General features: G+C 70.0%; 24 protein-coding genes and 3 pseudogenes. 11 read left to right on the top strand and 16 right to left on the bottom strand.

Features of this window, described 5'->3' with window-relative positions; genetic code table 11:
• Positions 1–124 precede the first annotated feature (124 nt).
• Entirely contained in the window at positions 125–1,033 is a 909-nt protein-coding gene (cynR, locus tag ACFY3C_RS45055) for a transcriptional regulator CynR (protein WP_390775091.1), read from the bottom strand.
• A gap of 128 nt (positions 1,034–1,161) precedes the next feature.
• Here cynR and ACFY3C_RS45050 point away from each other — a divergent pair, with 128 nt between their 5' ends.
• Both ACFY3C_RS45050 and cynS read left to right on the top strand, forming a co-directional pair.
• On the top strand, positions 1,162–1,767 hold the full coding sequence (locus ACFY3C_RS45050; RefSeq protein WP_390775090.1) for a carbonic anhydrase: 606 nt from the start codon (positions 1,162–1,164) through the stop codon (positions 1,765–1,767).
• 145 nt (positions 1,768–1,912) lie between these two features.
• On the top strand, positions 1,913–2,383 hold the full coding sequence (gene cynS / locus ACFY3C_RS45045) for a cyanase (RefSeq protein ID WP_390775089.1): 471 nt from the start codon (positions 1,913–1,915) through the stop codon (positions 2,381–2,383).
• Positions 2,384–2,518: 135 nt separating this feature from the next.
• Here cynS and ACFY3C_RS45040 read toward each other — a convergent pair whose 3' ends face one another.
• Positions 2,519–5,281 (bottom strand): heavy metal translocating P-type ATPase, encoded by a 2,763-nt coding sequence (locus tag ACFY3C_RS45040; protein WP_390775088.1) that lies wholly within the window; start codon positions 5,279–5,281, stop codon positions 2,519–2,521.
• Positions 5,282–5,489: 208 nt separating this feature from the next.
• On the opposite strand from ACFY3C_RS45040, the gene ACFY3C_RS45035 reads away from it, so the two are divergent.
• From ACFY3C_RS45035 to ACFY3C_RS45000, 8 genes and pseudogenes are all read left to right on the top strand, one after another.
• Positions 5,490–5,771: an SHOCT domain-containing protein gene (locus tag ACFY3C_RS45035; RefSeq protein WP_386581572.1), complete on the top strand. Its 282-nt coding sequence runs from the start codon at positions 5,490–5,492 to the stop codon at positions 5,769–5,771.
• 47 nt (positions 5,772–5,818) lie between these two features.
• The gene (locus tag ACFY3C_RS45030; RefSeq protein WP_390775087.1) at positions 5,819–6,094 is read left to right on the top strand and encodes a DUF2933 domain-containing protein; all 276 of its coding nucleotides are present in this window, start codon (positions 5,819–5,821) and stop codon (positions 6,092–6,094) included.
• Between the two features lie 31 nt (positions 6,095–6,125).
• The gene (locus ACFY3C_RS45025) at positions 6,126–6,335 is read left to right on the top strand and encodes a hypothetical protein (RefSeq protein ID WP_390775086.1); all 210 of its coding nucleotides are present in this window, start codon (positions 6,126–6,128) and stop codon (positions 6,333–6,335) included.
• A 69-nt stretch (positions 6,336–6,404) separates the two neighbouring features.
• Positions 6,405–7,015, top strand: a pseudogene (locus tag ACFY3C_RS45020) (methyltransferase family protein); the annotation flags it as partial.
• 662 nt (positions 7,016–7,677) lie between these two features.
• Positions 7,678–8,106 (top strand): annotated as a pseudogene (locus ACFY3C_RS45015) (cytochrome b N-terminal domain-containing protein); the annotation flags it as partial.
• Between the two features lie 50 nt (positions 8,107–8,156).
• The gene (locus ACFY3C_RS45010; protein ID WP_390775097.1) at positions 8,157–8,558 is read left to right on the top strand and encodes a hypothetical protein; all 402 of its coding nucleotides are present in this window, start codon (positions 8,157–8,159) and stop codon (positions 8,556–8,558) included.
• 576 nt (positions 8,559–9,134) lie between these two features.
• The gene (locus ACFY3C_RS45005) at positions 9,135–9,407 is read left to right on the top strand and encodes a heavy-metal-associated domain-containing protein (protein ID WP_386581545.1); all 273 of its coding nucleotides are present in this window, start codon (positions 9,135–9,137) and stop codon (positions 9,405–9,407) included.
• A 96-nt stretch (positions 9,408–9,503) separates the two neighbouring features.
• Positions 9,504–11,780: a heavy metal translocating P-type ATPase gene (locus ACFY3C_RS45000; protein ID WP_390775085.1), complete on the top strand. Its 2,277-nt coding sequence runs from the start codon at positions 9,504–9,506 to the stop codon at positions 11,778–11,780.
• Positions 11,781–11,982: 202 nt separating this feature from the next.
• Here the strand turns inward: ACFY3C_RS45000 and ACFY3C_RS44995 are convergent, their stop codons facing one another.
• Both ACFY3C_RS44995 and ACFY3C_RS44990 read right to left on the bottom strand, forming a co-directional pair.
• Positions 11,983–12,639 (bottom strand): DUF2218 domain-containing protein, encoded by a 657-nt coding sequence (locus ACFY3C_RS44995; protein ID WP_390775084.1) that lies wholly within the window; start codon positions 12,637–12,639, stop codon positions 11,983–11,985.
• A gap of 34 nt (positions 12,640–12,673) precedes the next feature.
• Positions 12,674–13,291, bottom strand: a complete 618-nt coding sequence (locus ACFY3C_RS44990; protein ID WP_390775083.1) for a class I SAM-dependent methyltransferase — start codon at positions 13,289–13,291, stop codon at positions 12,674–12,676.
• Between the two features lie 132 nt (positions 13,292–13,423).
• Between ACFY3C_RS44990 and ACFY3C_RS44985 the strand changes: the two genes are divergently transcribed.
• Positions 13,424–13,999 carry a TetR/AcrR family transcriptional regulator gene (locus tag ACFY3C_RS44985; protein ID WP_390775082.1) on the top strand — a complete coding sequence of 192 codons (576 nt, stop codon included), beginning with the start codon at positions 13,424–13,426 and terminating at the stop codon, positions 13,997–13,999.
• A gap of 62 nt (positions 14,000–14,061) precedes the next feature.
• Here the strand turns inward: ACFY3C_RS44985 and ACFY3C_RS44980 are convergent, their stop codons facing one another.
• The 12 genes and pseudogenes from ACFY3C_RS44980 to ACFY3C_RS44925 form a co-directional block, all read right to left on the bottom strand.
• Positions 14,062–14,709 (bottom strand): DUF305 domain-containing protein, encoded by a 648-nt coding sequence (locus tag ACFY3C_RS44980; protein ID WP_386581537.1) that lies wholly within the window; start codon positions 14,707–14,709, stop codon positions 14,062–14,064.
• 82 nt (positions 14,710–14,791) lie between these two features.
• Complete coding sequence (locus ACFY3C_RS44975) at positions 14,792–15,187, bottom strand: DUF6153 family protein (protein WP_390775081.1); 396 nt, start codon at positions 15,185–15,187, stop codon at positions 14,792–14,794.
• A gap of 455 nt (positions 15,188–15,642) precedes the next feature.
• Positions 15,643–15,789, bottom strand: a complete 147-nt coding sequence (locus tag ACFY3C_RS44970) for a hypothetical protein (RefSeq protein ID WP_390775080.1) — start codon at positions 15,787–15,789, stop codon at positions 15,643–15,645.
• 138 nt (positions 15,790–15,927) lie between these two features.
• A complete protein-coding gene (locus ACFY3C_RS44965; RefSeq protein WP_390775079.1) occupies positions 15,928–16,359 on the bottom strand; it encodes a hypothetical protein in 432 nt (143 codons plus the stop codon).
• A 21-nt stretch (positions 16,360–16,380) separates the two neighbouring features.
• Complete coding sequence (locus ACFY3C_RS44960; RefSeq protein WP_386581529.1) at positions 16,381–16,641, bottom strand: hypothetical protein; 261 nt, start codon at positions 16,639–16,641, stop codon at positions 16,381–16,383.
• Positions 16,638–16,781 (bottom strand): hypothetical protein, encoded by a 144-nt coding sequence (locus tag ACFY3C_RS44955; protein WP_390775078.1) that lies wholly within the window; start codon positions 16,779–16,781, stop codon positions 16,638–16,640. Before ACFY3C_RS44955 ends, ACFY3C_RS44960 begins: the two co-directional genes overlap by 4 nt.
• A gap of 114 nt (positions 16,782–16,895) precedes the next feature.
• On the bottom strand, positions 16,896–17,240 hold the full coding sequence (locus ACFY3C_RS44950; protein WP_390775077.1) for a hypothetical protein: 345 nt from the start codon (positions 17,238–17,240) through the stop codon (positions 16,896–16,898).
• A gap of 477 nt (positions 17,241–17,717) precedes the next feature.
• A pseudogene (locus ACFY3C_RS44945) lies at positions 17,718–18,527 on the bottom strand (IS5 family transposase); the annotation flags it as partial.
• 72 nt (positions 18,528–18,599) lie between these two features.
• Positions 18,600–18,917 carry a RacP protein gene (locus tag ACFY3C_RS44940; RefSeq protein WP_390775076.1) on the bottom strand — a complete coding sequence of 106 codons (318 nt, stop codon included), beginning with the start codon at positions 18,915–18,917 and terminating at the stop codon, positions 18,600–18,602.
• Positions 18,918–19,012: 95 nt separating this feature from the next.
• Positions 19,013–19,450, bottom strand: a complete 438-nt coding sequence (locus ACFY3C_RS44935) for a DUF6192 family protein (protein ID WP_390775075.1) — start codon at positions 19,448–19,450, stop codon at positions 19,013–19,015.
• Positions 19,451–20,245: 795 nt separating this feature from the next.
• The gene (locus ACFY3C_RS44930; protein ID WP_390775074.1) at positions 20,246–21,076 is read right to left on the bottom strand and encodes a M55 family metallopeptidase; all 831 of its coding nucleotides are present in this window, start codon (positions 21,074–21,076) and stop codon (positions 20,246–20,248) included.
• Positions 21,077–21,088: 12 nt separating this feature from the next.
• Complete coding sequence (locus ACFY3C_RS44925) at positions 21,089–21,946, bottom strand: methyltransferase domain-containing protein (protein WP_390775073.1); 858 nt, start codon at positions 21,944–21,946, stop codon at positions 21,089–21,091.
• Positions 21,947–22,246: the final 300 nt, after the last annotated feature.

The following is a 22,246-nucleotide window of genomic DNA, read 5'->3' as shown; positions in this document are numbered from 1 at the left end:
GAGGGCCCGGCCGAGCCGCTGTCGCACCTCGTCCGTCCTGAGGCACGTCCACGAGGAATCGGGGCGGCGCCGGAAGGTGCCTCGTCCTCCGGCGCAGCGAGCGCCGCCTGGACTGGCGAGCACATCAGGAGGGCGGGGTGTATCCACGGGCACGGACGAGGCCGTGGGTGAGTTGGGTGAAGGCTCGGCCGACGGCGCTGCGGTAGGCGCCATCGCGCCGCAGTAGGGCCACGGTGCGGGTGGGCAGGGGCGGGTCGACCGGGACGGGGGTGAGGTGGGGGTGGTCGTGAGTGATGGCGTCGGGGAGAACCGTGGCCAACGTGGTGTGCTGGACGATCTCGATGAGAGCCTGGATGGAGTTGGCCTCGACCGCGATACGGGGGGCGACCCGATGGTCGGCGAGGTAGTCGTCGATGTGGCCGCGGGTGGCGAAGTCGCCGCTGAGCAGGGCGAGTTCCCTTTCCTGCAAGACCCGGACGCCCAGGGGTTCAGGCGGCGTCCGGTTGTGCTGGGTGGCGGTGACCAGGCTGAGGGTTTCGGTGAACAGCGGTGTCGCGGTGATGCCGGGCAGATGGGGACCGGTGAAGGCGATGCCCAGGTCGAGGTCGTCGGCGAGCAGGGCCGCTTCGATCCGGTCCTGGGTCGTCTCCGTCATGGTCAGACCGATGCGGGGGTGGCGAGTGCGGAACTCGGTGATGAGCGGGCCGACGAGATAGGCGGTGAAGGTGGGGGTGACGCCCAGGCGCAGGTGACCGCGGGAGAGGTCCTGGACGTCGTGGACGGCGCGTTCGGCGGCGGCGAGGTCACGCAGTGCGCGTTGGGCGTGGTCGGTGTAGACGGCGCCCGCGTCCGTGAGTCGTACCGTGCGGCCGGTGCGATCCAGCAGCTGTACATCGAGGGCACGTTCGAGCTGTTTGATCTGCTGGGACAGCGTGGGCTGGGAGATGTGCAGCTCTTCGGCGGCGCGGGTGAAGTTGCCGTGTTCGGCCACGGCGAGCAGGTAGCGCAGGTGACGCAATTCCAGACTGGCCATAATAGCGCCACTATAGATGAGTCCAATAGCAGTCATGGATATCAGCTCTTGGACTCTATAGCCGCAGGTCATGCATGGTGGAATTCGCCAGCCCACGGGGGCCGGCAGACACCGAAGGGAGTGACCCCATGCCCGACCTCGCCGACGGCGTCGCGCGTTTCCAGCAGGACGTCTTCCCGGCCAAGGCGGACCTCTTCGCCCACCTGGCCGCGCATCACACGCCGCACACGCTGTTCATCGGCTGCTCGGACGCCCGTGTCGTACCGGAACTGATCACTCAGGGCGAGCCGGGCGAGCTGTTCGTCATCCGTACCGCCGGCAACCTCGTCCCCGCCTACAGCCCCGGCGCCAACGGGGTCACGGCGAGCATCGAGTACGCCGTCGCCGTGCTCGGCGTGAGCGACATCGTCGTCTGCGGGCACTCCGCCTGCGGCGCGATGACGGCCCTGTCCGAGGGCCACGACCTCAGCGGCGCACCCGTGGTCGCCGACTGGCTGCGGCACGCTGACGCCGCCATGGCCCGCACGGCCGGCATGGAGGCAGGCCCACGGAAGACAGCGGCCCTGGTGCGCCAGAACGTGCATGCCCAACTGGCGAACCTGGCCACCCACCCGTCTGTCGCCCGGGCGCTCGCGGAGGGCAGGGTGACGCTGCACGGCTGGGTCTTCGACATCGCCACCGGGCGCATCGAACGGCTCGACGCCGTCGGCACGGGTGCCGCCCTCGCGTCCTAAAAAGGGCCCGGCCCGCGCCCTCCCCGGAGCCGTTGACACGGGCCCGCATGCGGCCTGGCGCGCCCGGGACCACCACCCCACCCCCAACAACCTGCCGGTCCGGCTTCCCCCGCGAACCGGCACCCCCAGAAAAGGATCCCCTCTCATGGTGCACGCCCAGTTCGACCCCACCGCCCGCCAGGCACTCGCCGCCGCCATGGTGGAGGCCAAGACCCGCAAGAACCTCTCCTGGCAGCAGATCGCCGACGTCTCCGGGTTGTCGGTGGCCTTCACCACCGCAGCAGTCCTGGGCCAGCACGCCCTGCCCGAAGCGTCCGCGGAGGCTGTCGCCGAGCTGCTGGACCTGGACCAGGACGCGGCCATGCTGCTCCAGACGATCCCCACCCGCGGTTCGATCTCCGGCGGCATCCCCACCGACCCGACCATCTACCGCTTCTACGAGATGCTCCAGGTCTACGGCACCACCCTGAAGGCACTGGTCCACGAGCAGTTCGGGGACGGCATCATCTCCGCGATCAACTTCAAGCTCGACGTGAAGAAGGTCGCCGACCCTGAGGGTGGCGAGCGCGCCGTCATCACCCTGGACGGCAAGTACCTGCCGACCAAGCCCTTCTGACCCGCGCGGCATCATCTGACCCGCGCGGCATCCCATGTGACAGCGGGGCGGACCGCACCGGCCCGCCCCCTGCTCCACGCGCGATGACAGCAGCACGCGTGCAGCGGAGGTCGACGGGCGAGGCACGCCCTCGCGTCAGTGGTGCTCGTGCTTGTCATGCAGGATGCCGCTGCCCGCAGCCGCCGCGCCGGCATAGCGGCCGGGTTCGGCGTCGTAGGCGTCGGCGCAGTGGGCCGAGCAGAAGTACAAGGTGCCGTCGGGGGTGTCCCGCTGTTCCGCGGCGGTCGCGGGATCGATCTGCATGCCGCACACCGGGTCGGTCACGGTCTGTGCCGCGCCCGGTCCTTCCGCAGGCTCCGCCGCCGCCTCGACGATCAGCTCTCCCTGTTCCGAGGTCTCCGCCTTCGCGAGCGGCTCGGGACGCCAGCGGCGCAGCCGGGAGGCGTTGGTGACCACCGACAGGGAGGACAGGGCCATGGCCGCGGCGGCGATGATCGGGCTGAGACGGATGCCCCAGAGCGGATAGAGGGCTCCGGCGGCGATCGGGATGCCGACGGCGTTGTAGACCAGGGCGAAGAACAGGTTCTGCTTGATGTTGCGCATGGTGGCGCGCGACAGGCGGATCGCGGTGACCACGCCGGAGAGCGAGCCGGAGATGAGCGTGATGTCGGCGGCCTCGATGGCGACGTCCGTGCCGGTGCCGATCGCCATCCCCACGTCGGCCTGGGCCAGCGCGGGGGCGTCGTTGATGCCGTCGCCGACCATGCCGACGATCCGGCCCTCGCCCTGGAGACGGCGGATCTCGTCGGCCTTGTGTTCCGGCAGGACTTCGGCGAGAACCCGCCGTACGCCGACCTGGCGGGCGATGGCGGCGGCAGTGCGGGCGTTGTCGCCGGTGAGGATGACGGTGTCGATGCCGAGGCGGTGCAGGGCGGTGATGGCCTGGGCCGAGTCGTCCTTGACGGTGTCGGCGACGGCCAGCACGCCCGCCGGGCGCCCGTCGACGGCGGCCAGGACGGGGGTCTTGCCCTGGCCGGAGAACTCCTCGGCCTGCGCGGCCAGTTGAGCGGTGTCGATGCCGACGTCGGCGAGCAGACGGGCGGTGCCGACGAGGACCGCCTTGCCGTCGACGGTGGCCTGGACACCCTTGCCGGTGACCGAGTCGAAGGCCGTGGCGGCGGGAACGGTCAGGCCGCGTTCGCGGGCGCTCGCGACGATCGCGGTGGCAAGGGGGTGCTCGCTGTCGGCCTCGGCGGCAGCGACGAGCCGCAGCACCTCCGCCTCACCGAAACCGTCCGCCGGGCGCACGTCGGTCAGGACCGGCTTGCCCGCGGTGACCGTGCCGGTCTTGTCCAGCACGACGGTGTCCAGCTTGTGCGCGGTCTCCAGGGCCTCGGCGGAGCGGATCAGGATGCCTGCCCGGGCGCCCTTTCCGGTGCCGACCATCACGGACAGCGGGGTGGCCAGGCCCAGTGCGCAGGGGCAGGCGATGATCAGGACGGAGACCGCGGAGACCAGGGCCAGGGTGAGCGCGGGCGCCGGGCCGACGGTGTACCAGAGTGCGAAGGTGGCGATCGCGACGGCGACGACCGCGGGGACGAAGTACGCGGAGATCGCGTCGGCGAGCCGCTGGATCGGCGCCTTGGACGCCTGGGCCTGCTGCACCATCCGGATGATCTGCGCCAGCATCGTGTCCGCACCGATCTTCGCCGCCCGCACCCGCAGGGACCCGGTCGTGTTCACGGTGGCGCCGATCACCGTGTCCCCGGCCCGCTTGGTGACCGGCATCGGCTCGCCGGTGACCATCGACTCGTCCACGGCGGACGCGCCCGACAGCACCTCGGCGTCGACGGGGATCTTCTCCCCGGGCCGTACGACGATCTCGTCGCCCACCACGACCTCGTCCACCGGGATCTCGGCCTCGGCCCCGTCCCGTACGACGCGGGCGGTACGGGCCTGCAGACCCAGCAGTGCGCGGATCGCCTCACCGGTGCCGGCCTTGGCGCGTGCCTCCAGGAACCGGCCGAGGAGGATCAGGGTGAGGATGACGCCGACGGCCTCGAAGTAGACCTCGCGCAGGTTCTCCGGCAGCAGCGACGGAGCCAGGGTGACCAGGAGGCTGTATCCGTAGGCGGCGGATGTGCCCAGCGTGATGAGGGAGTTCATGTCGGCGCCGCGGTGGCGCAGGGTGAGCCAGCCGATGCGGTGGATGGGCCATCCGGTCCAGAACATCACCGGGGTGATGAGCGCCAGTTGCAGCCAGTGGTTGAGCAGCCAGCCCGGCACCCAGTCGGCGCCGAACAGCTCGTGGGCCATCACCGCGAACAGCACGGGAAGCGTCAGCACCGCGCCGACCACGACCCGGCGGAACAGATCCGTGATCTCCGCCTGCCGCTCGGCGGCCTCCGCGGCCTCGGCGTCGGCGGCGGAGACGTGCTCCTGCGGCCCCCCGGCCGGCACCGCGGGTGCCTCGTCGGCGGGGCCGCCCTCGGCACCTTCGCCTGGGCCGCCCTGGGCGGCCTCGCCCGGGTCGACCACGAGCGTGCCGCGGATCATGTTCATCCCGCACGCGAATTCGTACGACCCCGCCTGCTCGGGGCGCAGTCGCACCACGGTGCGCGCGTACGCGGGCAGCCCGGCACTCACGCGCAGATCAGGGAAGACGACACGGTTGGTGCACTCCCCCGACTCCTGCCGGTCGAAGACCAGCTCCACCGGCACGCCCTGCCGCACCCGGATCACATCGGGGCTGTACCCGCCCCGCACGGTCACCTCCGCGCGCTGCACCCCGCCTTCCATGCGGGCGCTGCGGGCCCGGCGCGGGCCGAAGAAGTACCAGCCCAGGGCGGCAATGAGCACGGTGGCCAAGGCCACTACGACGATGTCTGCGGTATCCATGGCGGACCTTCTCTCCGTCCTTGTCCGCGGCCACTTCCCACCCTCCTCCGGATACCCCTGCCGGGTAAGGGACCAATGGCCCGGATGCGTTGGCCGCTTCGGCCCATGACCTGCCCGGGGGTGGAGGGGCACGGTGAGGGTGAGGGCACCGGGCAGCCCGCAGGCGCCGGACCCGCGTCCCGTGGCCCGCGACGAGGTGAGCACCGTGATGTTCTGGTACGACCACGATGTCAGCGGATGGGGCTGGTTCGCGATGTCGGCCGGCATGATCCTCTTCTGGGCCGTGATCATCGCGCTCGGTGTTCTGCTCTTCCGGGCCCTGGCCCGGTCGAACGGCACCGGGACACCGCCTGTCACTCCGCTCTCCGGACCCAGCCCCGAGCAGCTCCTCGCCGAGCGCTTCGCCCGCGGAGAGATCGACGAGGACGAGTACAACCGGCGCATGGCCGTTCTGCACGCCGGCCGCGGGCCTTCGCTCAGCAAGAGCTGACCGGCACCCGACGGCAATCCGACGGGCACACTCCGAGGAGGCCCGTGATGAGCACCGATCAGCGCAACTACGGCCTGTACGCGGTCGCGATCGCGATCGCCGTGGTCGGCGTCCTGGCCTTGGGCGTGCCGGTCGGCACGATCCTCGTGCTGGCGATCGCTCTCGCCTGCCCGCTGATGATGATGTTCATGATGCGCGGCATGCGCGGCGACGACGGCGCGCACGGCGGTCACGGATCCCCGCAGGACCACCTGGATGACCGCCCGGAGGGGCAGCCGCTCACCAAGCACGACCGTCCGCCGTACGGTACCGGCCGGACCTGACCGGCCGGGCCGGAGGACAGGGAGCCGGACCATGTCCGCGGTGATCACCCTGCTGTTCGGGGCGGCCATGCTGACCTGGTTCGCCTACGACACCGTCCGCCTGGTCACCCCGTATGTGTCCCGCTGCCCGCCGCTCGCCCGACTGCGCGGCCGCCGTACCGCGCTGGAGGCCGTCGAGCGGCGCAAGACGGCCTGCTGCTGCACGGCCGCATCACGACGGCCGAGCACCAGGCCCGCATGAGCCGGCTCGCCCACGGCGAGCGGCCTCCAAACACCACCCGGCACGCGAGCATCCGGGGAGGAGGCCGTCATGGCTGACGCCGCCTACGGCCTGTGGCCGCTGGTCGTCCTGAACACGTTGCTGTTCATCGCCTTCGCCGCGAGCTTCTTCCACCCGAAGACCGGGCGGGACTGGAGGGCGATGGGCGCCTACAGTGCTTTCCTGGTCGCCCTCTTCACGGAGATGTACGGCACCCCGCTGACCATCTACCTGCTCGGCAGTTGGCTCGGCTCCCGCTTCCCGCTGCTGAAGGACACCCATGCCGGCAGCCACCTGTGGAACGACCTGATCGGCTGGAAGTACCCCCCCCTCAGCCCCTTCCACCCGGCGAGCTACGTCGCCATCGGCGCCGGTTTCTGGCTGATCGCCGCCGCCTGGAGGGTGCTGCACGAAGCCGCCCGGCACGACCGGCTCGCCACCACCGGCCCCTACGCCCACGTCGGCACCCGCAGTACGACGGCTTCCTGCTCGTCATGATCGGGTTCCTGCTGCAGTGGCCCACGATCCCCACCCTGATCATGTTCCCGGTCCTGGTGTACGTCTACGCCCGCCTCGCCCGCAGCGAAGAGCGGGAAGTGGCCTGGCGGTTCGGGCCCGAGTGGGACGCGTACGCGGGAGGTACCCCGCGCTTCGTTCCCCGCTGCCGCAAGGCCCCGCCCTCCACCCGGCCGCACAACAGTCCTGCACGAAACCGGCGGCCCGAGGGGTTCGCCCATCTTCCTGGAGGTGACGTGTACGCCAACTCCGCAGCGTCCACGGGACGCTCACGGCGGCCCGGAGCGCCCGCCCGCACCGCCGCCGCCAGTCTGCTCATCGCCGGCCTGCTCGCCCTGTCCGGCCCGGCGGCCTTCGCGCACGACGACGAGGGGAGTGAGCGGGCCTTCGGCCTCGTACGCCAGGGCATCGCCTACCTGGTGACCAGGCCACACGACTCGATGGACATCGAGGACAAGATCAACGACTCGCTGGAGGCCAAGGACACCTCCCACGTCGACCTCGCCTACGTCCGCAAGGCCCAGCAGGCGTTCAAGTCCGGCGATCTCACCGCCACCCGCGTCCTGCTGGAGCGGTCCATCGGCGCCCGCCTGGCGACCACCCCCTCCGACCCGGTGCCGATCAACAGCCCGCTGCCGATCACCGGTGCCGAGACCGGCACGCTCGTCGTCGCCGACCCGCTGCCCGGCCGCGGTCCGCTGCACGCCGGGGACTGGGGGCTGCTGGGCGCCAGTGCCGCCGTAGGGGCCGCAGGCGTCGTCCTCGCGATCCGGGTCCGCCCGCACGACACCCATGGGGGAGGCACGTCATGACCCGCATGGAACCGGCGCCGCCGCCGACCGAGCCGCCCAGCAAGCCCGAACACCCCGAACAGGCAAGCAGGGCACGGCGGTTCATGGATGCCGTCGACGAGCGTCTGGGCATCAAGGCCATTCAGTACCCGGTGCCCTCGCACGCCAACACCATCGGTTACAGCCTCGGTGGCCTGACCGCGGTCAGCCTGCTCATCCTCATCGCCACGGGCATCGTGATGGCCCAGTTCTACAACCCGGACCCGGCCTTCGCGAACGAGTCCGTACGCCATCTCGTACGCGCCGTGTACCTCGGCAAGTACCTGCGCGGCCTGCACTACTGGGCCGCCGAGGCCATGTACGTCCTGGCGATACTGCATCTGCTGCGCATCTACCTCACCGGCTCGTACAAGCGCCCGCGCGAGGGCAACTACCTCATCGGTGTGGGCATGTTCGCGCTGGTCATCGGCGCCATGTTCACGGGAACGGTCCTGAAGTGGGACCAGGGGGAGAGCCGTTCGAGCCCTTCACCCACCATCTGCGCCGCATCGGCGCCCTGGGCCTGGTGCTGCTGTCGGTCCTCGGCGTCCTCGCCGTCGTCTTCCCGCCCGGTATCGGCGCGACCCCCGTGGAGGGCATCGAGGTCACCAAGCCGCCCTGGATGTACTGGTGGCTGTTCACCCTGGAGAACTGGATCGGTCTGTCCGGCATCCTGTGGGGCGCCGGGGTCCTGTTCGCGCTGCTGATCATTCTCCCGTTCGTCGACCGCGGCCCGGAACGCCCTGGCGCCGCCGCCCCGGTCGCGATGATCCTCGGCGCGGCCGTCGTCGCCTTCATGGTCGTGCTGACGATCCTGGAGGCCGTCACCACCGCGGCCCAGCACCTGATGGGGGGATGACGCCATGTCCCGCGCCCAGGTGAGCCTGTGGACCCTGACCGCCGTCGCCGTCCTGGCCGCGGGCGGCACCGCCCAGGCCCTCGCCGCCCCGGCATCCACGGCCGCCGACATCACCGTGGCCGCCGGCCTGCTCCTGCTCACGATCAGCGGCCTGCTCCTGTTCCGGGTCCTTCGGCACCTTCTACGGGGCCCGGCCCCCGCCACCCCACAGAGCAGGCGTGAAGGCCCAGCGGGCCAAGGCCCCGGGAGGCGCTGTAGGTGCCGATCATGTACGGCTTCGAGGGTGGTGCCGCGGTTGCGAGGATGGCGGTGACCGCGGCGGCGAGGGCGGGGTGGCGGTAGAGGGGCTCCGAGGGTCAGCCCGTCGCCGCCGCGTGGTGTGAAGTCGGCGAAGCTCCTGGCGATCCGCGCTCCGTGGCTCTTGTCCGCCCAGAGGCGACTCGATGCACTTCACCGTACCCCTGGGGGTACCAGGTTGCGCGGTGAACACTCTTGCGTTGCATACGGGTGGGGGGTATACATGTAAGCTGCCAGATACCCCCAGGGGGTATGGAAGACTGTCGCGAGGAGACACCGATGTCCGGCTGCTGCACGCCCGAGGGAACCTGCCACACCGCCGCCCAGACCAGGACCGTCTACAAGGTCGACGGCGTCGGCAGTGCGCACTGCCAGGGAGTCGTCACCCAGGCCGTGGGTGCGTTGGACGACGTCATCGCCGTGGACGTCGAGATCGGCACGGGGCTCGTCACCGTGACGACCGCCGCAGTACCGGACGAGACGTTCGACGCAACGCTCGCCGAGACCGTGGACGAGGCCGGCTATGACTACGCCGGCCGCGTCGAGGCCTGACCACCCGCCATCGGGCGGGGGTCGCCGCCCTGGCCCCGGCCCCCCGCCCTTCCCGCCATCCACACCCGCCGCGTTCGTGAGCTGCGAGGAGCAGACATGACCACCACCACGCCCGGTGCCGCCGAGGTCGAACTCGTCATCGGCGGCATGACCTGCGCCTCCTGCGCCGCCCGCATCGAGAAGAAGCTCAACCGCATGGACGGTGTCGAGGCCACCGTCAACTACGCCACCGAGAAGGCCAAGGTCACCTTCCGGGAGGACATGGCCGTCGCCGAACTGATCGCCACCGTCGAGGCCACCGGTTACACCGCACGCGAGCCCGAGCCCGCTCGCGCCGAGCCGGAGTCCGGCGGCGGCTCTGCAAACGAGGAGGTCGACGAAATGCGGCCGCTGCGGCAGCGGCTGACCACCGCGGTGGTGCTCGCGGTGCCGGTGATCGCGATGGCGATGGTACCGGCGCTGCAGTTCGAGTACTGGCAGTGGCTGTCGCTGACCCTGGCGGCGCCCGTGGTGACGTACGCCGCCTGGCCCTTCCACAAGGCCGCCTGGACCAACGCCCGGCACGGCGCCGCGACCATGGACACGCTGATCTCGGTCGGTACGTCGGCCGCGTTCGGCTGGTCGCTGTGGGCCCTGTTCTTCGGAACGGCCGGCATGCCCGGCATGAGGCACCCCTTCGAGCTGACCATCGCCCGCAGTGACGGGGCCGGGAGCATCTATCTGGAGGCCGCGGCCGGTGTGACCGCGTTCATCCTGGCCGGCCGGTACTTCGAGGCCCGCTCCAAGCGCACGGCGGGCGCGGCACTCAAGGCCCTGCTGGAGCTGGGTGCCAAGGAGGTCACCGTGCTACGCGGGGACCGGGAGGAACGCATACCCGTCGCGGAGTTGAAGGTCGGCGACCGCTTCCTCGTCCGCCCCGGCGAGAAGATCGCCACCGACGGTGCGGTCGTCGAGGGCGCCTCCGCCGTGGACGCCGCCATGCTCACCGGCGAGTCCGTCCCGGTCGAGGTGACCGTCGGGGACTTTGTCACCGGTGCCACCCTGAATGCCGGCGGGCGACTGATCGTGCGGGCCACCCGGGTGGGCGCAGACACCCAACTCGCCCGGATGGCCAAGCTGGTGGAGGACGCCCAGAACGGCAAGGCAGCGGCCCAGCGGCTCGCGGACCGGATCTCCGCGGTCTTCGTCCCGGTGGTCATCCTCCTCGCGCTGAGCACGTTCGGCGTCTGGCTGGGCGTCACCGGCGACATCGTCGCAGCGTTCACCGCCGCCGTCGCCGTCCTGATCATCGCCTGCCCCTGCGCGCTCGGCCTGGCCACACCGACCGCACTGATGGTCGGTACCGGACGCGGCGCCCAGCTCGGCATCCTCATCAAGGGCCCCGAAGTCCTGGAGTCCACGCGCCGCGTCGACACCATCGTCCTGGACAAGACCGGCACCGTCACCACCGGCCGGATGACCCTGCTGGCCGTGCACACGGCCGCCGAGACGACCGAGGGCACCACCGAGACGGACGTCCTGCGTCTGGCCGGTGCCCTGGAGCACTCCTCCGAGCACCCGATCGCCCAGGCCGTCGCCGCGGGAGCCGCCGCCCGGGTCGGCACGCTGCCCAGCCCGGAGGACTTCGCCAACATCCCCGGCCTCGGCGTCCAGGGCATCGTCGACGGACATGCCGTCCTGGTCGGCCGGGAGCCGCTGCTGGCCGAGTGGGCGATCACCCTGCCGCCAAAGCTCCAGCGCGCCAGGGCCGAAGCCGAGGCGGCCGGTCGTACGGCCATCACGGTCGCCTGGGACGGCGAGGCCCGCGCGGTCCTCGAAGTCGCTGACGCCGTCAAGGAGACCAGCCCCGAAGCCATCCGTCGCCTGCGTGCCCTCGGCCTGACTCCCATCCTCCTCACCGGCGACAACCAGGCCGTGGCCGAGTCGGTGGCTGCCGAGGTGGGCATCGCACCCGAGCACGTGATCGCCGAAGTCCTGCCGCAGGACAAGGTGGACGTCGTCAAGCGCCTGCAGGGCGAGGGCCGTTCGGTCGCCATGGTCGGTGACGGAGTCAACGACGCCGCGGCACTGGCCCAGGCCGACCTGGGTCTGGCCATGGGCACCGGCACGGACGCCGCGATCGAGGCCGGCGACCTGACCCTGGTCCGCGGTGACCTGCGGGTCGCGGCCGACGCCATCCGCCTCGCCCGCAAGACCCTCGGCACCATCCGCTCCAACCTCTTCTGGGCCTTCGCCTACAACGTCGCCGCCCTGCCGCTCGCCGCGGCCGGTCTGCTCAACCCGATGATCGCCGGCGCGGCCATGGCCTTCTCCTCGGTCTTCGTCGTCGGCAACAGCCTGCGGCTGCGCCACTTCCGGGCCGCTGACCAGTAAGCGGTCGACCGAGCAGGTTGCACCGGGGCCCGACGGCCGGCACGACCGTCGGGCCCCGGTGTGACCGTCGTTGCTCACGCGGTGACGCGGTTGTCGTCGCCGCACGGTGGAAAGCCGCGGCCGGGACGGGCACTTGGGGAGGGCGGGTGAGGCCGTGCGCCGCCGGTCGGCGCACGGCTGAAGCCCCGCAGAGCGGCGTGACCTAACCGGCCTGCCGCCGTCGGCTGCGGCGGTGCACACGGCGGCCCAGGAACGTCACGGCCGTGATCTTCAGGAGCACGGCGACCAGGACGGCGCCGGCCGCCCAGCCCGTCCAGTGCGGCGCGGACAACACCGCACCAGCCAGACCCAGGTGGACAGCCACGGCCAGGATGCCCAGGACCGCGACGCCTGCCCAGGTGAGGTGCCTGCGCCGCGCCGAGGTCGATGCGGAGGTGGTGACCGCGCTACCGGCGTCCTCCGCACTCCGGGCGGCAGGTGCCGTCTCCCGCCAGTCCACTCGCAGCTCTTCGCGCCTCCCGAACCTGCCGAGGTGCGCGGCCAGGAGGTCCTGGAGCCGACGCAGCCCTTGTTCGTCGTCGCCCTCGGCGCGCAGCACCAGCGCGTCCGACGCGGCGTCCAAGGTGCACCGACCCCAGGGAAGCGTCAGGACACCATGGGTGTCGGTCCACTCGACCTGGATCTGGTCCGGCCTGAGCTCGGGCGGCATGTGCGTTCCGGGCGGCGGCGTGGCGTCCCCGCCATGATGTGGCCGCGCGCGGTGGCCGAGGTGGCGGCCCTTGTTGCTGAAGTGCTTGCACAGCTGGACGAGATACCGGCTCGGCCGGTCAGTGGGTACGCGGGCTTCGGCACTCGGCATGGCGATCCTCGGGGCGATGGTGGGTGAAGAGGGTTCAGATCCTGGTCACAGCGACGAACCAGGCGTCGACGTGGCCCGGGGCGACGCTGAGTTCGATGGCCGACGGTTCGACGGAGTCGATCTGCCAGCCGTCGGCGAACGCCGCTTCGACGTCGCCACGTGTCACCTTGTGCACAGGGCCCCAGACGCCACGCTCCCGATCGCTGATGCAGAGCATGAAGCAGCGCCCGCCCGGCCGTAGGACGGACCGCAGGCCGCCTGTGTACGCGGTGCGGTCCTCGCCTGCGAAGACGTGGAAGAGACCGCAGTCGAGCACGGTGTCGAACTGCTCGCCGAGACCGGCGAGGTCGCGGGCGTCATGGCGCAGGAATCGCACCTTCTCGCCGCGGGCGCGTGCCTTCTCCTCTGCTGCGCCCAGGGCTCGGGCGGCGAGGTCGATACCGGTGGCGTCGCGACCGAGAGCGGCCGCCATGAGCGTGTGCTCCCCAGTACCGCAGCCGACATCCAGCACCCGGCCCCGGATTCCACCGGACCGGGTGAGGGACAGGAAGGCCGGCTGGGGGCGGCCGATGTCCCACGGGGGCGGGGTGGCGTACAGGTCGTCGGGCTCCCGCGGAGCCCTTGCGCCCGGCTGATGAGGTGAGACGGACATGGGCCCTCCTTTTGAGGGTGGCCGGATCCTCGTGACGGGATACGGACCCGGGTGACGACCCCAGATTTATCGAGACACTGTGCCTACGTCAAGTCATGCTGTATTCAGGTGGGCGCCGCGTACACTACGGGGGTGCCCAAGCTGTGGAACGAGACGATCGAAGAGCACCGCCGCGCGGTACGTGACGCGGTGCTGGAAGTGACCGCGGCTCTCGTGGCCGAGCACGGGCTGCGGGGCGTGACGATGTCCCGCATCGCCGAGGGAACCGGGATCGGCCGGGCCACGCTCTACAAGTACTTCCCGGACGTCGAATCGATCATGACCGCCTGGCACGAGCGGCAGATCACCGGCCATCTGCAGGAGCTCGCGGCGCTCCGCGACCGGCCCGGCAGCGCGGGCGAACGACTGACCGCGGCCCTCGACGCCTACCCCTCGATCCAGCTGCGGCGTCGCGGCCATGACCCGGAGATCGGTGCCGTCCTGCACCGAGGGGAGCACGTCGCCCACGCCGAACAACATCTGCTCCGGTTCATCAGTGAGCTGCTCGCCGAGGGCGCGGAAGCCGGCGAGGTACGCGACGACGTGTCGCCGGACGAGCTCGCCGCGTACTGCCTGCACGCCCTCGGCGCGGCGGGTGGTCTGCCGTCCCAGGCCGCGGCGCGCAGACTCGTCCGCGTCACGGTGGACGGCCTGCGCCCCACCTCCTGACAATCCGCTCCGCGCCACAAGGAACAGGGAGGCCGGCGCGGGCCCCGGCCTCCCCGGGAGCGTCAGCCCTTGCCGAGCAGCTTGTTCATCTCGGTGATCTCGGCGTTCTGCGTGGTGACGATGTCGTCGGCCATGGAGGTGGCAGCACCGTACTTGCCCTTGCCCTTCTCGGTGGTGGCCATCTCGACCGCGCCCTTGTGGTGCTCGATCATCATGGTCAGGAACATGGCGTCGAAGTCCTCGCCGGACATCTTCTTCAGCTCGCCCATGTCCTTGGCGTCCATCATTCCGGGCATGCCGGAGTGGCTGGAGTGATCCATGCCGGGCATCGACCCCATCGATCCGTGCGACATCGGGACGTCCTCGCCCCAGGACTTCAACCAGCCGCTCATGGTCTGGATCTCCGGGTCCTGCGCCTTCTCGATGCGCGAGGCGAGATCCTTGACCTGGGCGGAGGAGGCGCGGCCGGCAGCGAGCTGCGCCATCTCGAGGGCCTGCTGGTGGTGGGGGATCATGCCCTGGGCGAAGGACACGTCCTGCGTGTTGTGTGCGCCCGCTGTGGCGGCGGCGCCCGAGGACGACGAGGCCGAGTCATGGCCCGAGCGCCCGCTGCCCTCGCTGCCGCCACCACAGGCGGCGAGAACGAGTGCGGCGGTGGCGGTGGTCGCGATAAGGGCGGCGCGGCGCGTGAAGATACGAGGGGTGGACATGCGTGAACTCCTGCTGTGCGAAAGAGGGGATCCGGGCGGGCGTGAGCGCCGCGTCAGGTGATGACGCGGTGCCGAGGTTCCTCTAGATCCGCAGGAGTTGGAGTTCGGCCAAGGACGGAGGTGCGCGTGCACCGTCCGGTGCCGCGGACGCCTCTGGGCACGTGGCGTCGTCGTGCGCAAGCGCTGTTACGGGATCGGGCGCGAGGGTGGGCAGTTCCGGCCCTCCGCTCAAAGCGCCCGACGCGCAGGTCGAGTCTGCGTGCTGGGCATGGTGTCCGCCGCAGTGGCCGTCGGCGTCGGTGCAGTCGTCTTGCATGGCCATGGGGGCCGCCGTCGGCCGGGTATGAGTGTGCTCCGGGGTGAGCCCGAGGGGCGCCAGGGCGTGCATGCCGAACAGGCCCGCCAGCAGTCCGAGTACGAGCAGCGCCCGCCACCGCCACACCGGCGGTCGCGCGGAGTGCTGCTCTGGACTGGTCATCGGCGTCATTCCGTGTGGAGGGTGAAAGGCGGGCTCAGTGGTGGAGTGTCAGTTGTGCATACGGACGTGGTCGTGCTCGTGTTCAACGTGGTCGGGCGAGCCGCCCGTCATTCCCCGCTGAGGGCATGTGATACCCGACGGCCCGACGGTGGTTACGACCTGCCGTCACCTGTGCGTAGTGGCCGAGGAACATGTCGACCCCGCTGGCGATCAGGCGCTCGGTGAGGTCGTGTCACCGTCGATGGTGGTGCCGTAGGCGCCGAACACCAGGTGCGGGGAGAGCATCAGCGCGTACAGCTGTACGACGGCGACGTCGGGTCAGGGCCGGGATGCCGGAGATGCCGAGCCGCCCCTTGTCCACCAGCCCGGCGATCCCCGTGCGCTGCCCCGGCCGGCCGCTGGCCGACGGGCTGGTCGTGCCATGGGATCCGTGACCCACAACGGGCACGCCGTATTCAAGAAGCCTCGACGCCGACCGTGCCCGCCTCGCCTTCCTCCAGCACCTGTGCCAGATCTGCCCCGAGCCGCTTGAGCAACGGTTCTTGGTCCTCGTTCGCCCTGCCGACCAGGAGCAGGACTACTCCTCCGAAATCGAGCTGCATCCGGAGTGCCAGTCAGCGTGTCGGTGCCGCGAGCCGACTCCGGACGAGAGGCAAATCGCCCGAAGCGGGTGGCCCGCCGACCGGTACGAAGCATGGATGATCGCTGCCCGGCACTACCAGCTGGTCTTACGTGAACGCCTACGCGACCCAGCAGTAGACATCCTGGCCCTGACGTCGGGCGCTGCTGACGAGAGCGGCCAGATCGCTCAGGATCACTTCGGCGATCTCCGCGTCGATGACCTCGCCGTCCTCCGCGCGCTGCGCGGCCCACGAGACGGCGACATCCCGCAACCTGGACCGCTCGGCATCGGCGAGTGCGGCAGCCAGGCGAGGCGAGATCGCGAAGACGACACACCCGTCATCGTCCTGGTCGGCGACGATACGAGGCTCGCCGGCTTCGACGAGTTGCTCGAAGCTGCCGCCTGCAAGAAGGCACTCCCACTCGACCACAGCCCCTTCGGGATCGAAGTTGCCGAAGGAGAGCGACTCGGCACGTCCTGGCCCGGCCTGAAGAGCCGAAGCCGCAGACGCGTCATCCGGCGCCACGAAGAACTCGACGATGATGCTCACTGAGGCATCATGCCTGACCGCCTACGTCCATGATCGGCCGGACAGGCCATGGGCGGCACGCTTCGGGGGGACATAGTGCTGTGCGGCCAGTTCCTGCTGGCTGGGCTCCAGCTGCTGCCAAATACGACCAGAGGCACAGCGCGGCCGCTGCTCGGCATCCCACAGGTCGCAGTCGAAGTAGCCGATCGGGAATTCGGTGGATGCGCACGTATCCGGGACGCCCCGCCAGGTCTGCGGCTGTCCCCGCCGAAGCCGACTGTGGCCGGTGACGGTGTTGGTCATGCAGGCGACGCATCGTTCTGGGACTCGCTGGTGTTCGACGGGATCGACGACGTGGACGTCGAGGCGGTTGCCGCCTTTTCCTCCCGCTCGCTGATCCCGCCCGCCACCAGGAAGGGCAGCCCGCTCTGCTCGCCCTCCACGGCGAACCCGCCGTCGGCTCCGCCGAACTCATGGCACCCGCCTTCCGTAGCACCTTACGGATCTCCTCGGCGTCCCCGGTCCCGGACCGCCCACGACCGATGACCCCATCGTGGTCATTCGAGATCGTCATCGAAGCGAGGCTTCGTCGCGAGCCTCTGGTCGAGGTCAGTTCGGGATCGGCGGGTGGGCTCGTCACCGCGCGAGGGCGGATGACAGTCGATGCGCGCAGCCGGATAGACGATCAGTGGTGTGCGGGGGGCCGGCGCGCCCGGGGGCTCGGCGGCACAGAAGATCGCCCGACCCACGAAGACGCTGGGTACGAGGATCGCGGTGTCGGCATCGAGACTCAGGCGGTGGGAACTGGTGGGAAGCAGGTGGACTTTCAGGGCGCCGTCGTGCCACTCCAGGTTGGGGGCCAGCTGGTTGACAGCGTCCGCGACTCCATGCCGGGCGATCATGGAGGCCGGGCAGCGACATCGCCTTCCAACGGGCCCGTATGCCGAGCCAGCAGGGCGCGAGGACGGCATACCAGAATTGCTCCAGTTCCACAGCGATACGCCGCGCCACATACTCCTCGCCCCGGTCCATGGCCATCAGGAGCAGCCGAGGCGGCCTGTCGGCCACGGTCTTGCCCCATGAGTGGCCGCCGATGGCCGCCGTCAGCTCGTAACGGATCCACTCGCTCGAAGTGGTGGCCACCTGATGCAGGGCGCTGTCCAGGGCCGCCTGAAATCTTGCGGGTTCTGGCCGCAGGAAGCCGCTGCTCAGTGCCTGTGTCACATCCTCTTGCCGCAGGTCACGAGGCCCTGACACTGGGTGCGATCGGGTTTGCCGTTCGGTTTAGCGTCGATGGACGCCGAGGCGAACGGCATCCGGAGGGATCGTCAGGCGACTGCCGCAAAGGGAGTTGGGACCGCGTCGGTTCGGCGGTTTCGTCGGGTGAGGCGGCGGGTCATGAGGGTGATGAAGGCCCACTGGGTGTGGGCTTCGGCGTGGGACATGAGGCGTTCGTAGTCCCGCGCGTTGCGGCGGGCCCGCATCGTCCACGAATTCGACCGCTCCACCACCCAGCGCTTGGGCAACAAGACGAAGCCCTTGGCGTCCTTGGGCCGGGAGACGACCTTGACGGTGATGCCGAGGGTGGCCTGGGCCCAGGCGGCGAACTCGTCTCCGCCGTAGCCGTTGTCCGCCCAGACCAGCACGATCTCGGGGTGCTCGGTGTGGAGGCGGGTCAGCAGGACACGGGCCGCGTCCCGGTCCTGGACGTCGGCCGGCGTGACGAGCAGGTCGACGAGCAGGCCGTCCTGATCAACCAGGAGATGCCGCTTCCGGCCGTTGATGTGTTTGTTCGCGTCGTAACCGCGCGTCGCCTTCGATACGGTCTCCGCGCCCTTGACGGACTGCGAGTCCACGATCACCCGGACCGGCCAGGGACACCTCCGGCGGCGCAGCCGCAACTGCCGGCGAAGCTGATCGAGAACGTGCCTCAGGACGCCAGCCTTTGCCCAGCGGGCGAAGTACCCGAACACTGTGCGCCACGGAATGCCGAAGTCAGCGGGCAGCGCGCGCCATTTCGCCCCGTTGTCGGTGATGTAGCGGATGGCGTCGACGATGCGCCGGCGGGGCCACTTCTCCGGGGCCCCGCCCTTGGGAGTCTGGCAGGCGGGAGTGGGCAGGAGCCGTTCCAGGAGGGCCCATTCGAGGTCACTGGTGTCGGAGGGGTAGCGGTAGCGGGACAGCGGCATGACGGGGAGCCGGGCCGCGACCTGAAGAGGGGCCAACTGCGGGGCGGTCGCGGCCCGTTGCCTTTCTGGGGTTCACTCCAGGTTGGCGAGGAGGTGCAGGGTGGACTCGATCGCGCCCATCTGCGCCATGACCGTGCGGATGTAAGGATCGTCGGGCTTCTTCTTCTGGTGCGGCAGGAGAATGCCAGCGATGAAGTTCTCCACCCGGTGGTGGACGGACTCGAAGAACGCCCGCTCGTAGCCGATCCACACCTCCGGTGCATCGTCGAGCATCCGGTATCCCCACGACTTGTCCCAGGTCACAGGCGGAAGCCCCTTCGCCGCAGCCACCATGCGCAGGTGCGCGAGCCCGGTGTGGACCTGCGCACGGGTGCGCTCGGTGGCCGCCATCAGCTGGACGATCGTCAGGCCGGCGGGACGGGCCTCCAACAGGGCGGAAAGGACGGCTTCGGCATGGACGTGAGCGGGAACGCCCCGCCCCATCGCTACTCGCCCGTGCCCTTCAGCAGCTTCTGGAGCTGCTCGTCCAGGTCGACCTCGCCGCGGGTGACCGCGTTTTCGATCCAGTCCGCCGACGCCCTCACCCGTGCAAGGCCCCGCAGGATCGTCTCGCGTTCGGCGTCGTCGTAGGGCTCGCCGCGCAGGTTCGGCACGATCCTTCCGGCGGTGACGGTGAACTGTGTGCAGGCCGCGACCAGGTCCATGAACTGGGTGTTGTGCTCCATGCGTCGTAGCTGGTCCAGCTGCGGGGCGGCTTCCTGCTGCCCGTACTGGACCTGCTGGCGGAACTGGTCGAACTGCGCCTCATTAACAGCGTGCCTGGCGGTGTCGTCGGCCATCGCCTTCGAGGCGACCGCCGGGCGGCGCAGGAAGTCGGTGGCCACCCGCGCGGCCACCTGGTCGTCGGCGGCGAGGCCACCCACCGGTAGTCCCGGACCGTCGAATAGGCCAGACCGACGTCCTCGGCGAACATCCGGATCGCCTCGCTGACCGTGAACAACTCCTCACTCCCCGACGGGTTCGTGCCTCCGTAGGAGCGCATCGGCTCGATCTCCAGGCCGACGTCCCCGAGCTGCCACTGGACGCTGCTCATCGTCTCGACCCAGTCCCGCCCCAGCCTGACCAACTCGTCGTAGCGCTGCCGGGTCACACTGCCGACCATCCCGGTCATCCGGACACCACCCCCACGAGCCCCGGGGACAACACCCTCGCGTGCCGTCAACTCGCCCTGGACAACCGTCACTTCGCACGATCCGGCTGCCTTGTCCCGGCCGGAAGGGCGTGCCGGCCCGGCGCCCGAAGCGGCCCTGACGCTGCCCGACGCGCAGGCTCACGCCCCGCCCGGCCGCGCGCGCCGCGTGTGCCAGGCCCGTTTGCGGCAGGCGGGAGAGCAGTAGACGGCCGAGGCGGGACGGTCGACTCCTACCGTCCACGACCCCCCGCACTCCGGGCAGACAGTCTTCACGCCGGCTTGGACCGCCTCGGTCCTCGTCGTCGCCCGCCGCACCCGCCGCCAGTGCCTGGAGCGGCAAGCGTTCGAACAGAAGGCCGCCGTTGTTTTCGCCGTCGGCATCAGCGGGCCCCCGCACCCCCGGCACAGCCGCGGCCCGGCATCGTCGCCTGTGACCACGGCCAGCCTCAACCGGGGAACACCGTTCCTGCTCATGCGGCCACCGTAGGGCGAGACCCGACGTCCGCCCAGGCGTTGCCCTCGGCGGTCAGCAGTATGGCGGCTGATTGGTCAGAGACGCTGCCACCCGTGTCCACACGCCGAACAGCCGATAAAGGCTGGGCAGAGCGCCCTGCGCCTGGACGGTCCGCGTGTCTGTCAAGGTGACTCCTGGAATTCCCAGGAGCGTCGAGGCCACTGAGGCCGACTGCCAGCGGACCGTGAGGACGGACAGGTCCGCAGCGGCCGCTGACACCTTCGGGACTGTGGAGAGACTGACAGCGACCGCTTTCTCGATTGCCGCACGTGCTTCTTCCGCCGGTCGTAGATCTGCTGCGAACCGGTCCCGCGCATATTTCACGGCCACGGTCGTCACCGAGGCGTCCCATTCCGTCATCTCTGTGCAGGCACAGTCGTCACCGGTGAGGACCGTCACCGGAACGCCGATGGCGGCCGCGGTGGCGTGGGCCAGGCCGATCTCGCCCACAGGCCGGCCGTCCAGCCACATGTCTTCGATCTCGTGCCCCATGAAGCTGTGACTCAGTACGCCGAGCGCGCCGGCCCGCGAGTGGTAGCCAACGCAGATCACGGCGTCGTGCTCGGGGGTGAGGCCTTCGAGCATGAGCATTTGCTTGGGCTTGCCGCGGATGAGGCGGGCTGCCGGGTGCAGCGACTCGGGCAGGATGTTGCGCATGGGTCCATGCGCATCGTTGACGGTGATGTCTGTGGCACCGGCCGCGACGGCCCCGCGGACGGCGGCGTTGACGTCCTCCGCCATCATCAGCCGTCCACGCTCGTAGTCCCGGCCACCGGGCTGGACATCGTCGGCGTCCACGAGCCCGGTGACGCCCTCCATATCCACACTGATGTAAATCCGCACTGCGCAATCTCCTCAAGCTTGATCGCTTAGGAGACGCCTGCGATTTCGCCCTCGGTTCCTCCACCAGTTCTCCGCTGTCTGGCTAACGAGGCCCCGACTGACTACAGACGTCCCCATGGCGTACGCAGGAGTCAGCAAGTCGAGCGCATAGCGGGCACGCGGTGAGATCCCCGCTACTCGGCGACGCCCCGGAAGTACAGGAAGCGCGGCTGGGTGGTGAGGGTCCGGTACGCCTCTGGCGTGGCTCTCAGAAGCCTCCGGCACGGGCATCGGCTCGGCCAATTCATCGACGCGGAAGCCGCCTTGGCGCAGTGCGGAGAACGTGGCGCTCAGCGGGCGACGGTAGACGCGCACCTCGGTGGGGTGATCGCCAATGGGCCAGGTCTCCGTGATCACTTCGGTGGCGAAGTAGTCCCGGTCGGCAAACCAGGCGCTGTCGTCGCTGTGGTGGACGGACAGTACGAACGCGCCACCGGGCACCAGCACGCGGTGCAGCTCCTGGAGTGTGGGCCCCCAGTCCCGGAGGTAGTGCAGGACGAGTGAGGCGGTGACGAGGTCGATCGAGGCGTCAGGTATGAAGTGCAGCGGTTCGGCCAGGTCAGCTTGGCGGAACCGGGCATACTGTCCGTGGCGGCGCTCGGCTTCTCGGATCATGACCTCACTGGCGTCCAGGCCGAGCACGTCCGCGCCACGCTCCGCCAGTTGCCGGGACAGCAGCCCCGTCGCACAGCCGATGTCCAAGACCCGCAGCCCAGCCACCTCCCCGGCCAGGCCCAAGATCGCGGGCCTGTCATACAGAGCGTTGAACGGGCTGATGGCGCTGTGCTCGGCGTACGCCTCACCGAAAGTGTCGTAGTCGGATGACTTCATGCGCCGATCCTCGCACCGGGCCTACGTCGACTGGCGACCGGCTGGGCGAACAGTGGATCTGCGGCCAAGGATGCTGCGACGCACGCGTTTTCGGCCGGGCAGCGTCGGGCAGGAACCTCGCAATGCGTGGGCCTAGTCAGCGTGTCGGCCCATGACCTGCCCCAACGCACCATTCGGTCTGTCATGTGAGGCTCAGACACAGCTTCTCAAAGAGTGTTTTGTCCTGGCGAGGTTGTTTGGTGGCGCTTCGAAGGGCGAGTGGGTCTGCGACTGCTGGGGCGAGAGTGGTCAATGCGGCCT

Origin of the sequence: Streptomyces sp. NPDC001410 (genome assembly GCF_042895235.1) — a bacterium.
Lineage (GTDB): Bacteria > Actinomycetota > Actinomycetes > Streptomycetales > Streptomycetaceae > Streptomyces.
This window is presented reverse-complemented; position numbering and strand designations above follow the sequence as displayed.

Coding starts and splice junctions, on each gene's coding strand:
- cynR (WP_390775091.1), bottom strand. CDS start 1,033: ATGGCCAGTCTGGAATTGCGTCACCTGCGCTACCTGCTCGCCGTGGCC.
- ACFY3C_RS45050 (WP_390775090.1), top strand. CDS start 1,162: ATGCCCGACCTCGCCGACGGCGTCGCGCGTTTCCAGCAGGACGTCTTC.
- cynS (WP_390775089.1), top strand. CDS start 1,913: ATGGTGCACGCCCAGTTCGACCCCACCGCCCGCCAGGCACTCGCCGCC.
- ACFY3C_RS45040 (WP_390775088.1), bottom strand. CDS start 5,281: ATGGATACCGCAGACATCGTCGTAGTGGCCTTGGCCACCGTGCTCATT.
- ACFY3C_RS45035 (WP_386581572.1), top strand. CDS start 5,490: ATGTTCTGGTACGACCACGATGTCAGCGGATGGGGCTGGTTCGCGATG.
- ACFY3C_RS45030 (WP_390775087.1), top strand. CDS start 5,819: ATGAGCACCGATCAGCGCAACTACGGCCTGTACGCGGTCGCGATCGCG.
- ACFY3C_RS45025 (WP_390775086.1), top strand. CDS start 6,126: ATGTCCGCGGTGATCACCCTGCTGTTCGGGGCGGCCATGCTGACCTGG.
- ACFY3C_RS45005 (WP_386581545.1), top strand. CDS start 9,135: ATGTCCGGCTGCTGCACGCCCGAGGGAACCTGCCACACCGCCGCCCAG.
- ACFY3C_RS45000 (WP_390775085.1), top strand. CDS start 9,504: ATGACCACCACCACGCCCGGTGCCGCCGAGGTCGAACTCGTCATCGGC.
- ACFY3C_RS44995 (WP_390775084.1), bottom strand. CDS start 12,639: ATGCCGAGTGCCGAAGCCCGCGTACCCACTGACCGGCCGAGCCGGTAT.
- ACFY3C_RS44990 (WP_390775083.1), bottom strand. CDS start 13,291: ATGTCCGTCTCACCTCATCAGCCGGGCGCAAGGGCTCCGCGGGAGCCC.
- ACFY3C_RS44980 (WP_386581537.1), bottom strand. CDS start 14,709: ATGTCCACCCCTCGTATCTTCACGCGCCGCGCCGCCCTTATCGCGACC.
- ACFY3C_RS44975 (WP_390775081.1), bottom strand. CDS start 15,187: ATGACCAGTCCAGAGCAGCACTCCGCGCGACCGCCGGTGTGGCGGTGG.
- ACFY3C_RS44970 (WP_390775080.1), bottom strand. CDS start 15,789: ATGCAGCTCGATTTCGGAGGAGTAGTCCTGCTCCTGGTCGGCAGGGCG.
- ACFY3C_RS44960 (WP_386581529.1), bottom strand. CDS start 16,641: ATGACCAACACCGTCACCGGCCACAGTCGGCTTCGGCGGGGACAGCCG.
- ACFY3C_RS44950 (WP_390775077.1), bottom strand. CDS start 17,240: ATGATCGCCCGGCATGGAGTCGCGGACGCTGTCAACCAGCTGGCCCCC.
- ACFY3C_RS44940 (WP_390775076.1), bottom strand. CDS start 18,917: ATGGCGGCCACCGAGCGCACCCGTGCGCAGGTCCACACCGGGCTCGCG.
- ACFY3C_RS44925 (WP_390775073.1), bottom strand. CDS start 21,946: ATGAAGTCATCCGACTACGACACTTTCGGTGAGGCGTACGCCGAGCAC.